We start from the raw sequence: 13753 nt of genomic DNA, 5'->3' as shown, positions 1-13753 counted from the left end.
ATGTTTAGGCTGTAGCTCAGCTTAGTTTTGATTAAAGATAAAGATTGAACATGTCGTAAAAAACAAATACATGATAACAAAAGGAGAGTTACTATGTGGTCACTCATTGTTGCGATTATTGTTGGTTTTATTGCTGGTTTAATTGCACGTGCGATCCATCCTGGAGATGACAAAGCCGGTTTCATCATGACCACCATTCTCGGGATAGCAGGTTCCTTACTTGCAACCTATGGCGGACGTTTATTAGGTCTGTATGGAGAAAATTCTGCTGCAGGATTTATCGCTTCCGTCATTGGTGCGATCATCGTGTTGTTTATCTATAACCTTGTAACGAAAAAAACCCGCGTCTAATTTTTATAGCACCATTAAAATACCCGCCTGTAGACGGGTATTTTTTTATTTATATTTTATTCATGACGTACAGCTGAAATTATTTGATCTCTTTTAACATCGATTCTAATTCAGCAGCAGGGTAAGCACCAGTTAAGATCGAACCGTTGGCAAAGACGATTCCCGGTGTACCACCTAGTTTTAAGCTTTTAGCTAATATTAAATTTCGCTCAATCGGGTTTGCACAGCTTTTCGCTGACTTCGGTTGAATTCCCTTATTGATTAAATTATTCCAGGCCATAGCAGGGTTTGACTCACAAAAAATCTGCTTCGATGGCGCCAACGACTGTGGTTTTATCGCTGTGACAAAAGTATAAATGGTCACATCATTGAGTTTTGCCAGTTCTACTTCAAGCTTCTTACAATATGGGCAATTTGGGTCAGAAAAGATCGCGATTTGGCGCTTCCCATTCCCCCTGACTGTTTTAATCGCATCTTGTAATGGAAGTTTATTCCACTCAGTTTTTTGCTGACCGAGGAGCAATTGTTTGGTCAGATTTTTTTGATCTTTTAAACGAATCATAGAACCTGCGATCACATAATCCGCATTTTCACTCAAATACAAAACTTGATCTTCAACAAAGCCACTATATATGCCCGGCATTTCGGTACTTTGAATATTTTCAATTTTTAAACTGGGGTGCTTTTCTGCCAAGAGCTTTTGAACCTGTGCCGCATCTGCTAAAGCAAAAGTCGAAAGGGTGGTACTCAACGCCAACGCACATATTTTTTTCAACATAGACCGAACTTCAACATTTAATTGATTGAGCATTCTAAGCCTTAACGGGTGAAAGTCTTGGGCTTTTTTCAGTTCATTACGCAATAGCTACATGCCGTTTCACGTGGAACATATTACGCTGCATCAAGTGAATTTATTTCAACAGACACATGCACAATTTCTTCATGAATCGACAGCGCTTGGCGCACTTCATCTGCGCTCAATGCCTGACTGGTTTCTAAAGCTACAATACATGAAAACTGACCTTTACCCACTTTCCACACATGTAAATCGGTCACATCGACGTCGACAGGCAATTGCATTAAAACCTCTCGAATCTCATCAACGACAGGGTGATCCATTTCCGCATCCAGTAATGTTTGTCCAGTTTCTTTCATCAAGCCAATGGCCCACTTACCGACCAGCACTGCACCAACAATGCCCAATAGTGCATCTAAAAATCCCCAGCCCATCCATTTTCCAGCAAATAAAGCCACAATGGCCAACACCGAAGTCACCGCATCGGCAACCACATGCATGAAGGCTGCTTTCTGATTGAGATCGTGATGATGATCATGCTGCTCTTCATGGCTATGCTGGTGATGGTGATGGTGATGGTGATGGTGATGGTGATGGTGATGGTGATGGTGATGGTCATCATGCAATAACCAAGCACAGATTAAATTCACCACCAGACCTAAAATCGCAATAGGGATTGCTTCGTTATAATGAATTTGAACCGGGTTGAATAAGCGTTCCACCGAATGAAAGGCCATAAATGCAGCAACGACCATCAATAATATCGCGCTGCTATAGCCCGCTAAAATTTCAATTTTCCAAGTCCCAAAACTAAAACGAGCATCTTGGGCATAGTGGCGTGCCGCACGATAGGCAAAATAGGCCAAGCCTAATGCCAACATATGTGAACTCATATGCCAACCATCAGCCAATAATGCCATCGAATTAAAAATCCATCCGCCAATGACTTCTAACAACATCATGACTGCCGTTAAAATAGTGGCAATTAAGATCCGTTTTTGTGCGAGTGGATTACCTTCATCAAATTGATGATGATGAATTCGGATGGATGGGGAAGTTTTCATTAGGTTCTATGCTTAAATATACTCCCCCATAGTATATTTATTTTCGGGAGAAAGTGTTGAGTCATTTACATCAGGACAAAAAGATTTTAAATCGGGTTAAACGCCTACAAGGTCAGGTCAATGCGGTTGAACTGGCTTTACAGCAACCCGAAGCAGGGTGTATCGAGGTTTTACAACAGGTTGCGGCCATCAAAGGTGCTGTAAATGGATTAATGAATGAATTAATCGAAGCACATTTACGCCATCATGTATTACCTCAAGATGCTGAAATCAATGAAGCAGAACTGGAAGAATTTGTAAAACTGCTTAAACGCTATGGATAAAGTTACAACTGTGATTTGACCATGGAAAAAAATCGGCATTAAACTGAGCCCATATTTCCGTCTTTCTCATACAGCACAATATTGACCCTATTGACTGTACCTCTGCGACTTTAAAATGACCACATCTCCCTCTTGGCGACCGTTTATCATGGTGAGCCTTGCACTCTGTATGGGCACTATTGGTACAGCGCTAGCTAGTCCTCTGTATCCCATTTATCAACAACTTTGGGGACTGCTGCCGAGTCATATCACCTATATCTTTGTTGCCTACATGTTTGGTTGCCTAGCGACCTTGCTGTTTTTAGGTCGTACCAGTAATAGTTTTGGTTTTTTAAGAACCCTGCAAATCGGTATGGCGTGCATCATCTTAGGTTTAAGCTTGTCGGTGTTTGCCAGTAATGCGCTGTGGTTATCTATCGGGCGCTTTATTATCGGGATTGCCTCGGGTTTAATCAGCACCTCAGCCATGCTTGGTTTGGTCTATACCATTCCTGAACCGCATAAAAATAATGCTCCACAGTTGAGTTCAATCATTACCGTGATTGGTTTTGGTCTTGGCCCATTTATTGGTGGAGTGATTGCCCAATTTTCGGAACAGCCTTTAGTCACCCCTTATATCCCTGTGATCTTTGGGGGGTTGGCGTGTTTAATAGGGTTATTTTTTATTCGCACACCGAATTTTGAGCCACAGCCTTTTTCAGTGGCACCACATTTGGAATTGCCTGAAAAGCGTGATCATTCACGATTTTATATCGCTGGACTGACTGCCTTTTGTGCCTTTGGCTCCTTCAGCTTATTTGCATCACTCGCACCCTCTTTCGTCAAAGATGCGATCCCATGGCATGGCCCTTTGGTCAGTGGTAGTGCCATTGCAAGTATCTTGCTGGTTTCCGCTGTCGTGCAATTTATGGCGAAATCGATTCCTTCTGCAAAATGTGTCAATGCCGGCTTAATAGTGTTAATACTGAGCTATGCGCTCCTTGCGCTATGTATGACCCAACACTGGAGTGCATTGTTTTTTATTAGCGATATTTTAGTCGGTGTAGGGCATGGTCTAGGGCTTTTAGGCGCATTTGGCTTAGTTCATCAAATGACCAACAATCAAAACCGTGCTGCGGTGATCTCGACCTATTTGTTTATCGGATATTTAGGAACCATTATTCCAATTATTGCAGCCGGCTATTTATCTGATCATTTCGGCTTGATCGTCGGTGTTTTAGGTTTTTGTATGGGTGTAGGTTTATTGTGTATCGGCTTATTGCTTTGGCACCGTAGTCTGAACACCAATTAACCACTAAACTTATTCAAGAAGCATCTTGTATTGGGTGCTTCTTAAACCCAAAAACAATTAAGAAACCCTATAAAAATCAATCAAATTAAATTAAGATCTTGTCTGATGTGATTCAAAAATTTAAAAAATGCTAAAAATTCAATGTCAAATTAACACTGTAGAAAATCAAATCATTGCTAGCAGCGAATACGGTAATATTCACTATATTTTACCGTTTGAATCCTTACCGCAATTAGAAACCTATGATTTTATTGTTTGGGGCTTTTTACCCATTGCCATGCGCCTTGGCATCCCGCTGCATGTAGAAGGACCTATTTCAATACAAACCCTCCACTCCGCACGGGAGGTTTCAACGGTCTGGGCCGCTTGGTTACCTGATTTATATCAACCAGTCATGCTCAGTGCTGCATCGATTATCCAAACACCACCGGCAAACCAAACCACTCAAAATTTAAGCTTTTTTAGCGGTGGGATTGACTCCACTTATAGTACATACAAAGCTTTTCTTGAAAATGGGCAAGATTCTGATTGTCTCACTGTGCATGGAATGGATTATAAATTTGATGACCATGAAAAATTTCAGGCCTTAATGGATCAGACCCATGACTTTAGAAGCCAAGTTTTTAAGCAAAGTCGTGTGGTAAAAACCGATGCTTACACGCTGTACAGTAAATATGGCTGTAACCCTAAAGGTTCGCATGTCACACATATCTTTTCGCTGTTTTCCTGCGCTTCGATTTTTGAACATTACCAGCAATATCGAATTTCAGCCGATTATCGTTTAGATCAACAATTATTCGTTCATCCCTATGGCTCAAATACGGCATCCAACCGATTGATGAAGAACCGATCTGGGGTCTTAATCACCCTCGACGATGATGTCACGCGATCACAAAAGACCGCATTTTTAAGCCAATCTGGCTTAGATTTACAAACCCTATCGATCTGTGTGGACTATAGGGCTCGACCTAAAAATTGTGGTCAATGCAGCAAATGTATGCGCACCAAAGCCATGTTCTATGCCTCTAGCCCCGAAATTCCCGATATCTTTTTAGATCGTCGCTTTGAAAAACAGTGGTATCAATCCATTCCATTAAGTTCAAAAATCAATCGTGCTTTTTTAATTGATATTTTGTCAGCGGTCGAAAAATCCTCGCAACAGCAACAATTTCCAGACTATGCAACACTCAAAGTCAAAGTTGAAGCCGCATCAAAAAGAGCAGCAAACAATCCTTTTTATGGGATGAAAACGAAAGATGTGCTGAGATCGATCATTAAAATCATTTTTGGCTCAAACCCACGCTAAACGATGTAAAAAAAGCACGATGATTTCCAACATCGTGCTTTGGGTGGATCTATCAATGGATCAAATGAGGAGCTCAATCGTTTTATTACTTGCCGATACAGAATGATCCAAAAATCTTCCCAAGCAAATCATCCGCACTGAAATCGCCCGTAATTTCACCTAAGGCATTTTGCGCCAAACGTAGAGATTCAGCCACCAACTCACCCGCATGATAAACCACCAACTGCTCACGTGCTTCTGCAAGATAGCGCTGAGTGCGCTTCATTGCGTCTAAATGGCGTGTTCGAGCAATAAAGGTATCTTCCTCTGGTTGAAAGCCTGCATGCGCTGTAATCGCATCAATAAGCGCTTGAACGCCAGTTTCTTGTTTAGCCGAAACCCGAATATGTCGAAAACCGTTTAAATCGGTAATTTCCGCGGTAGATCCCGTCAAATCGCATTTATTACCAATTAACATCAACCGCTTCGGTTCAATATGATCGGCAAAGTACGCTTGAGCCAATTGTAGTGGATCTTCGCCCTGACTCAAGTCATAGACCAAAAGTAACAAGTCAGCTTGCTCAATTTCTTTAATTGCGCGGCGAATCCCTTCTTTTTCGACGATATCACCGGTTTCACGTAAACCTGCGGTATCGGTCAAGGTAATCGGCAAACCATTGAGGCTGATTTTTTCATGTAAAACATCTCGTGTCGTACCGGCAATATCCGTCACAATCGCACGTTCAACACCTGCCAAAGCATTAAGTAGAGAAGACTTACCTGCATTGGGTTTACCGGCAATCACCACTTGTAGACCTTCACGCAGTAGCTGACCTTGACGAGCAGATTGCTGCACAGCATGGACCGAGCTTGCCACTTCATCCAATAAGCCCAAAATCTTACCATCCGCCAAAAAGTCGATTTCTTCTTCAGGAAAATCAATCGCTGCTTCCACATGCAAACGCAAATGGATAAGTTTTTCTAACACCGTATTGACCTTGCTCGAAAAGGCACCTTGTAATGAACGTACCGCTGAACGTGCCGCTGCTTGTGAGGTGGCATCAATCAGATCAGCAATCGCCTCGGCTTGCACCAAGTCCATTTTGCCATTTTCAAAGGCGCGCATTGAAAATTCGCCCGCTTTTGCAGCAATAGCGCCCAATTCAAGTAACCGCGCCAATAATGCATTTTGAATAACGGGGCCGCCATGACCTTGAAGCTCCACCACATCTTCACCCGTAAAAGAGTGCGGATTTGGAAAGCAAATCACCAAACCTTCATCCATGATTTCATTCGATGCATCATAAAACTTACGGAAACCAGCAAAACGTGCTTCAGGCAGGGATTGCTGCGTTAATGCTTCTGCAATGGCATAAGATTTGGGACCAGACAGGCGAATCACGCCGACACCACCACGACCCGGCGGTGTGGCAATTGCTGCGATGGTGGTTCGGTTTAACATAAAATTCACCTAAAAATTTTCAAACGACAGATAAAGAAAAATCCGCCTAAGATTACCATCTTAAGCGGATTTATTCAGCCCATCAGCAATGCTTAGTTTGCTGAGTCAGCTGCTTCACGTTTTAAACGTTCTTTTTCAACAGATTTGTTAATCAAACCTTGTTGAAGAATAGTAATACTGTTGTTACAGATCCAGTAAAGCACAAGGCCCGCAGGGAAGAACAGCATAAATACCGTAAAGATCACTGGCATGATTTTGAAGACTTTCGCCTGCATTGGATCAGCCGGTTGTGGGTTCAAACTTTGCTGAATGAACATGGTCAAGCCCATTAATAGCGGCAAAATAAACCATGGATCCATCGCAGATAAATCTTGAATCCAACCTAACCATGGCGCATGACGTAGTTCAACAGACTCCATCAACACCCAGTACAAAGCAAGGAAGATCGGCATTTGGAGCAATAACGGCAAGCAACCTGATAGTGGGTTCACTTGTTCACGTTTATACAATGCCATCATTTCTTGCGAGAAGCGCATACGGTCTTCACCGAACTCTTCTTTCATGCGTTGCATTTCAGGTGCAATCACACGCATTTTCGCCATAGAGCGGTAGCTCTTCGACGACAATGGCCACAAGATCAGTTTCACCAGAATCGTCAATAGAATAATTGACCAACCCCAGTTACCCACTAAACCGTGGAAAAACTCAAGACCGACAAACAATAATTTCGCAATAGGCCATAACCAACCGTAGTCTACAGTTTGGTTTAAACCAACCGCCAATTCTTTTAATTCAGATTGGATTTTTGGACCTGAATAGAACGTTGCATCTACTTCTGCCACAGTTCCTGCAGGAACATTGATTGCAGGCGATGTGAACTGAATGATGTTCATATCATCAGTAGATTTACGTGACTCAAGTTTCGCAGCATAAGGCTGACCATTGGCTTGCGTTAATTTGATCTGTCCAGGAATCCACGCACTCACGAAGTAATGCTGAACCATTGCAACCCAACCGCCAGTTGCTTCAACATTCAATTTTTCTTCATTGAAGTTGGCAAATTTAAGTTTGTTGTAATGTTCTTCAGGCGTACCCCATGCACCACCAAGGAATGTACCTAAAGTGAAAATACCTTGATCAGATTTACCTGGATCTTCAGAGTTGTCGCGTTTAAGCTGACCAAACATCTGACCTTGCCAGTTCTGAGCACTGCGGTTCACGATTTTATGATTCACAACAACAGGGTATTCACCTTCAGTGAAGTTAAAGGTTTTAATAACCTCTACACCATCTGCTGTTTTATAAACCATTGGTACTGACAAAACTTTTGCTGTTTGGCCATCTTTACCCTTCACAGCTTTTGCGTCATTTAACGTATATGAAGATTTTTCAATTTCATAGGTTGGACGTCCTTTCGGATTGCTGTCAGGGCCATTAAGACCAATTAAGCCAGACTGAGCAACATAAGTACGTTTTGCATCGCTTTCAAGCATTACAAACGGTTCGTCGCTGTCTTTATTTTTGTCATGATTGAGTAATTCAATACGAACAATATCGCCACCCTTTGGATTAATCCAAAGATGGTAAAGGTCAGTTTGTACTGAAATTAACTGTTGACTAACAGGTGCAGTGGCATCTGTTGTTTGTTGTGTAGCAGCATTATTTGCTTGCGGCACATCAGTAGCAGCCGTAGCTGTCTGGCCATTTGGCAAATCGGCAGATACTTCATGCGTTACCACCGCAGCATTTTGCTGAGATTTTTGTTCCGCATGTCCATAATCTTTCTGCCAAGCCAAAATGAGCAAATATGCGACAACAAACATGGCCCCTAGAATTGCAATCCTGGCCCATTGTTGCATAGGTATTACCCCAAGTGGTTAGAGTGATTTTGGTTCAATAAACGTTCACGAAAGGGTACAGCAACGTGAAGCGTTTGAGAATCTATTTGCTGAAATGAAATAAAACGAATTGCTTTTGATGGAACAGGATCATAGCCTGAACCGCCCCAAGGATGACAACGGCAAATACGCTGAACAGCTAGACACACTCCACGTACAGCACCATGTTGATGGACTGCTTCCAAAGAATATTGAGAACATGTTGGAATATAACGACAGCGTGGTCCCAATAAAGGACTAATCGCAATCTGATAGAAACGAATGAGCCAATGCAGTAAACGAACCATTGGTCATCTCTACGCTTGTGAGGAGGTAGCTATTTTTTTATGCTTATTTGCAAGGCGCTGCAATTTTTGCCAAGCAAATTGTAATTGCTGATGCAACTCTGCATTCGGTACCGCCTCTATGCCCATTTTTGGCATAACGACAATATCTAATACATTAGACTGCTGTTGATGCAGGCGAAAACTTTCGCGTGCAAGTCGTTTTACTCGATTTCTTTCATGTGCGCGGCGCACTTTTTTCTTAGCAACAACAATACCCAAACGGCTATTCGGCTGTTCGGAGATTTTTGCTAGAAATAAGAAATGGGGTTGATGCACTTTAAAAAGCGCACCATCGAACACACTTTTATAATCGGCAGCACAGTGTATTCGCACATCTGTGCTAAAGCCGTAAAGTGTTGTCATAACACCCAAGTCTTGACAGTCTTAACTGAAATTAAACAGTTAAGCTGTGACGACCTTTTGCACGACGACGCGCTAATACTTGACGGCCAGCTTTAGTAGCCATGCGAGCACGGAAACCATGAACGCGTTTACGTTTCAACTCAGAAGGTTGGAAAGTACGTTTCATATCGAAACTCCAAAAATGATCTTTCAGTAAAGGTTCGCGATTTTAGTGCTCATTGCTTGAGCTGTCAATGAAAAACACGCTTTCTTTCAAAATCTAGGCTGTGATATATCAAGATAGTATAAGGATTAGAAATCAGTCAGAAAGTTTTAAATTAAAATACCCACAAACTAAATCATTGTATATATTAATTATTTAAGTTATCTTCAAGTTTACTCACAAATTTATCCACAATCTCAAATTTGTCAATTGGTTTTTATGAATTTAAATTTGAATTTAAACTAACCATCAAGTTATCCCCAGAATGGGTCGATCTTATAAATAAATTCAAATTTTAAAATTTAAATTTATTACTATTAGTGTTGATATTTTCTGTGGAAAACGCATTTTTAGATTTAAAAAACAAATAATTACATTGTGGATAACGATGTTTTTATAATTTTGATAGTTTGTGGATAACTTTGTGCTACAATTTATCCACAGCTTGCGGATAAACTTATCCACACGTGATTTAAATTTAAATTTAAACTCAATTTGCGTTTTTTTGATCGATTTCGACTGATTTGTTCATGACAGATGTGGATAAGATGGTTAGAATGGCTGCCCGCTTAGGCGGGGTTGAATTATTTTTTTCGTACAATGGACTGAAATAGGGGTTTCACATGCTTTGGACAGACTGCTTAACTCGCTTGCGACAAGAGCTTTCAGGAAATGTCTATACAATGTGGATACGCCCACTAGTGGCAGAAGATGCAGGTGATAGTCTAAAACTCTATGCACCGAATCCGTATTGGACACGCTATATTCAAGAGCACCATTTAGAACTGATCTCTATTTTAGCGGAACAGTTGTCTGAAGGTCGGGTACGTAAAGTCGAGATTTTGGTTGATTCACGGCCTGGTGCAATTTTATCTGCAGCTGAGCAACCTGCAACAACCACCGCAGCATTAGAGTCAACGCCGCATGTTTCTGCACCGAATCGTCCTAAAAAAGAAAAAGAAGAGACGTCTTCAAAAAATAACCGTAAGCGTCAGCTTAACCCATTATTTACCTTTTCCTTGTTTGTTGAAGGCCGTTCCAATCAGATGGCGGCAGAAACCTGTCGTAAAGTACTTACACAACCCGGTGCTTCACAGCATAACCCATTATTTTTATATGGACCGACTGGTTTAGGTAAAACCCATTTGATGCAAGCCGTAGGTAATGCATTATTACAAGCGAAGCCGAATGCACGTGTGATGTACATGACGGCTGAAAGTTTTGTACAAGACTTTGTGAGCTCTCTACAGAAAGGTAAGGTCGAAGAATTTAAGAAAAATTGTCGTTCATTAGATTTGTTATTGGTGGATGATATTCATTTGTTGGCGGGTAAAGAGGCCAGCTTGGTTGAGTTTTTCTATACCTTCAACGCGTTATTAGATGAATCTAAGCAAATCATTTTAACCTCAGATCGTTATCCAAAAGAACTGACTGAACTTGATCCACGTTTGGTTTCACGTTTTTCGTGGGGCTTATCGGTGGGTGTGGAACCACCAGATATCGAAACCCGCATTGAAATTTTACTGAAAAAAGCGGAAAGCAATGGGGTGGAACTTCCACGTAATTGTGCGCTGTTTATTGCTCAACAAGTGGTTGCCAATGTTCGTGAACTAGAAGGTGCGCTGAATAAAGTTGTAGCCATTTCTCGTTTTAAAGGTACCCCAATCGATCTAGATGTGGTGCGTGAATCATTAAAAGATGTGTTGGCGATTCGTGCACGTACTATTAGTACTGAAAATATTCAGCGTGTGGTGAGTGAATATTTCCGTATTCCACTCAAAGAATTGGTTGGCCCAAAACGTACGCGGATTTATGCACGTCCACGTCAGTTGGCTATGGGGCTAGCACGTGAGCTGACAGGGGATAGTTTCCCTGAAATTGGTATGGCTTTTGGTAATCGTGACCACAGTACTGTGATGCATGCCTGTGAAAAAGTACAAAGCCTGCGTGAAGAAGATCCAATCTTCAATGAGGACTATAAAAACTTGCAACGTCTGCTACAAAGTTAAGTCTTTTCGTTCAAATTCTGTTCTTGCAATGCGGTATATTCTGCCGCATAGTACACTGCTAAAAAATTAATTTATTTTGTCTGTCTTCAGTTTTTAGAGGAATGTATCGTGCGTTTAAAAATCGCGAAAGAAAGCTTACTGAATGTTCTATCACATGTCGTAGGAGCGGTTGAACGTCGCCATACCTTAAATATTTTATCCAATGTAAAAGTACAGGTAACAGAGCAAGCTTTGACCATTACCGGTTCAGATCTTGAAGTGGAACTGGTTGCAAGTACACCACTTACTGAAGGTGCATGTTTACAAGCAGGGGTGACGACTGTTCCTGCACGTAAATTGATGGATATCTGTAAATCATTACCGTCAGCGGCATTGATTGATTTGCAAATTACTGAAGATCAACGTTGTATTTTAAAATCTGGAAACAGTCGTTTTGTATTGGGTACTTTGCCTGCAGAAGACTATCCATTATTAACCACTGAAAATACTCAAGGCACTCAAGTTGGTGTGACTCAGCGTGAGTTAAAGCGTTTATTCGAGAAAACATCTTTTGCCATGGCGGTTCAAGATGTACGTTTCTATTTGACAGGTACTTTGCTTGAAATTGATGAAAATCAATTGCGTGCAGTAACGACCGATGGTCACCGTTTGGCGATGTGTGAAACAGCGGCAAGCTCGAATGCGACACAAGCAATGCAAGCGATTGTTCCACGTAAAGCCGTAGGTGAATTGCAGCGTCTATTGAGTGTTGAAGACGAGCAATTATCGTTGTTAATTGGTCGTGAATTATTAAATGTAACGATTACCATTGCCAGCCGTGATAAAGAGCAGGGTGATATTACCGTACGTTTCACCACAAAATTGATCGATGGTAAATTCCCTGACTACCGCCGAGTGATTCCACGTGGTGGCGATAAAAACGTGCGCATTGCACATGATGTATTTAAACAATCACTACAACGTGTGGCGATTTTAAGTAATGAAAAATTGCGCGGCGTATTCTTGAAGTTTGATGCGGACACTTTACAACTTCGTGCCAATAACCCTGAGCAGGATGAAGCTATCGAAGATCTCGCGATTCAATATGCTGATGCACCGATGGAAATGTCATTCAATGCACAGTACTTATTGGAAGTTCTGAATGTATTGGATGGTGATGATGTTGCAATGACCATGACAGAAGCGAACCAGTCGGTATTGGTACAAGATCCACAACAACAAGATCAAACCTATGTTGTGATGCCAATGCGTGTTTAATTTGGACTGACGTCTCAATTATTATGCATATCACGCGTTTACATGTAGAACGTGTTCGAAATTTAAAGACGGTTGCACTCTCTGGGTTGCAGCCGTTTAATGTCTTTTATGGGCAAAATGGTTCAGGTAAAACGTCTGTATTAGAAGCAGTACATTTGCTGGCAACTGGACGTTCTTTTCGAACCCATATTCCAAAAAACTATATTCAAAATAATAGCCCTGACGCTGTCGTCTTTGCGCAGTCTGCAACAGACCGTATTGGCATGCAAAAAATGCAGTCGGGCGAGCAAGTGATTAAAGTCAATGGCGACCTTGTGGGGACACAAGGGCAGTTGGCTAAGATTTTACCACTACAACTCATCGACCCACAAAGTACCGATATTATTGATCATGGTGCGAAGCCACGACGTCAACTTTTAGATTGGTTGATGTTCCACGTGGAACCGGAGTTTTACCATGCATGGCAATATTATGCGCGGGCATTAAAACAGCGGAATAGTTTGCTGAAATCACGACGTCATTTGAGTTTGTCTGACCTAGAACCGTGGAACAAAATGCTCAGTGATTATGGTGAGATCTTGCATAGTCTACGGAGTAATGTGGTGGAACAGTGGACGCGATATTTCCAACAAGATCTCCAAGCATTATTGCCGCATTTAACAGTGACATTGGAATATAGTGCAGGCTTTCATGCTGAAACAGGACTGCTGAATGATCTGACCAATCAGCACTTTAAAGACTGCGAACGTGGCTATACTGAGTATGGTCCGCACCGTGCAGATTTAAGGTTGAAAACCGCTATGGGTGATGCAGATGTTGTGCTCTCTCGTGGGCAAAAAAAGTTATTGATCATGGCGTTAAAACTGTCACAGATTGCAATGCTACATGCTTGTAATAAGGAAACTGTGGTATTATTAGATGATCTGACAGCAGAATTAGATTTAACCGCACAACAGCGTTTAATTGAGCGTTTAAGCCATCTTGGTAGTCAAGTTTTTATTACCACTTTAGACCATGATTCAGTGCAAAAACACTTACATGATTTATCTATTTCTTATCAATTATTCAAAGTTGAAAATGGTACGGTGCAGGCTGTTGTGCAATGAAATACCACCTTTGGATAGAC

Annotated in this window: 14 protein-coding genes; 7 read left to right on the top strand and 7 right to left on the bottom strand. The window is 41.5% G+C overall.

Annotated features, from left to right (window positions below):
• Positions 1 to 93 precede the first annotated feature (93 nt).
• Positions 94 to 351, top strand: coding sequence for a GlsB/YeaQ/YmgE family stress response membrane protein (locus FTV27_RS15265; protein ID WP_180079205.1), 258 nt, complete (start codon positions 94 to 96; stop codon positions 349 to 351).
• Between the two features lie 79 nt (positions 352 to 430).
• Here the strand turns inward: FTV27_RS15265 and FTV27_RS15260 are convergent, their stop codons facing one another.
• Positions 431 to 1129, bottom strand: coding sequence for a DsbC family protein (locus FTV27_RS15260; RefSeq protein WP_180079204.1), 699 nt, complete (start codon positions 1127 to 1129; stop codon positions 431 to 433).
• Positions 1130 to 1242: 113 nt separating this feature from the next.
• Positions 1243 to 2211 carry a CDF family Co(II)/Ni(II) efflux transporter DmeF gene (dmeF, locus tag FTV27_RS15255; protein WP_180079203.1) on the bottom strand — a complete coding sequence of 323 codons (969 nt, stop codon included), beginning with the start codon at positions 2209 to 2211 and terminating at the stop codon, positions 1243 to 1245.
• A gap of 56 nt (positions 2212 to 2267) precedes the next feature.
• Here dmeF and FTV27_RS15250 point away from each other — a divergent pair, with 56 nt between their 5' ends.
• From FTV27_RS15250 to FTV27_RS15240, 3 genes are all read left to right on the top strand, one after another.
• Positions 2268 to 2534 carry a metal/formaldehyde-sensitive transcriptional repressor gene (locus FTV27_RS15250; RefSeq protein ID WP_078194474.1) on the top strand — a complete coding sequence of 89 codons (267 nt, stop codon included), beginning with the start codon at positions 2268 to 2270 and terminating at the stop codon, positions 2532 to 2534.
• 115 nt (positions 2535 to 2649) lie between these two features.
• Positions 2650 to 3825 (top strand): MFS transporter, encoded by a 1176-nt coding sequence (locus tag FTV27_RS15245; RefSeq protein ID WP_228144801.1) that lies wholly within the window; start codon positions 2650 to 2652, stop codon positions 3823 to 3825.
• Between the two features lie 127 nt (positions 3826 to 3952).
• The gene (locus FTV27_RS15240; RefSeq protein ID WP_180079202.1) at positions 3953 to 5131 is read left to right on the top strand and encodes a hypothetical protein; all 1179 of its coding nucleotides are present in this window, start codon (positions 3953 to 3955) and stop codon (positions 5129 to 5131) included.
• A gap of 85 nt (positions 5132 to 5216) precedes the next feature.
• Here the strand turns inward: FTV27_RS15240 and mnmE are convergent, their stop codons facing one another.
• From mnmE to rpmH, 5 genes are all read right to left on the bottom strand, one after another.
• Complete coding sequence (gene mnmE / locus FTV27_RS15235; protein ID WP_180036053.1) at positions 5217 to 6572, bottom strand: tRNA uridine-5-carboxymethylaminomethyl(34) synthesis GTPase MnmE; 1356 nt, start codon at positions 6570 to 6572, stop codon at positions 5217 to 5219.
• A 92-nt stretch (positions 6573 to 6664) separates the two neighbouring features.
• Entirely contained in the window at positions 6665 to 8431 is a 1767-nt protein-coding gene (gene yidC, locus FTV27_RS15230) for a membrane protein insertase YidC (protein ID WP_180079201.1), read from the bottom strand.
• A gap of 5 nt (positions 8432 to 8436) precedes the next feature.
• Positions 8437 to 8757, bottom strand: coding sequence for a membrane protein insertion efficiency factor YidD (yidD, locus tag FTV27_RS15225; RefSeq protein ID WP_078189510.1), 321 nt, complete (start codon positions 8755 to 8757; stop codon positions 8437 to 8439).
• Positions 8758 to 8766: 9 nt separating this feature from the next.
• Positions 8767 to 9159, bottom strand: a complete 393-nt coding sequence (rnpA, locus tag FTV27_RS15220; RefSeq protein ID WP_078194450.1) for a ribonuclease P protein component — start codon at positions 9157 to 9159, stop codon at positions 8767 to 8769.
• Between the two features lie 31 nt (positions 9160 to 9190).
• Positions 9191 to 9325: a 50S ribosomal protein L34 gene (rpmH, locus tag FTV27_RS15215; protein ID WP_000831329.1), complete on the bottom strand. Its 135-nt coding sequence runs from the start codon at positions 9323 to 9325 to the stop codon at positions 9191 to 9193.
• 659 nt (positions 9326 to 9984) lie between these two features.
• Between rpmH and dnaA the strand changes: the two genes are divergently transcribed.
• From dnaA to recF, 3 genes are all read left to right on the top strand, one after another.
• On the top strand, positions 9985 to 11370 hold the full coding sequence (gene dnaA / locus FTV27_RS15210) for a chromosomal replication initiator protein DnaA (RefSeq protein WP_180079200.1): 1386 nt from the start codon (positions 9985 to 9987) through the stop codon (positions 11368 to 11370).
• Between the two features lie 108 nt (positions 11371 to 11478).
• On the top strand, positions 11479 to 12627 hold the full coding sequence (gene dnaN / locus FTV27_RS15205) for a DNA polymerase III subunit beta (RefSeq protein WP_078189507.1): 1149 nt from the start codon (positions 11479 to 11481) through the stop codon (positions 12625 to 12627).
• 23 nt (positions 12628 to 12650) lie between these two features.
• On the top strand, positions 12651 to 13733 hold the full coding sequence (recF, locus tag FTV27_RS15200; protein ID WP_180009130.1) for a DNA replication/repair protein RecF: 1083 nt from the start codon (positions 12651 to 12653) through the stop codon (positions 13731 to 13733).
• Positions 13734 to 13753: the final 20 nt, after the last annotated feature.

Origin of the sequence: Acinetobacter sp. YH12251, assembly GCF_013417465.1 — a bacterium.
In the GTDB taxonomy this organism is placed as follows: Bacteria; Pseudomonadota; Gammaproteobacteria; order Pseudomonadales; family Moraxellaceae; genus Acinetobacter; species Acinetobacter amyesii.
This window is presented reverse-complemented; position numbering and strand designations above follow the sequence as displayed.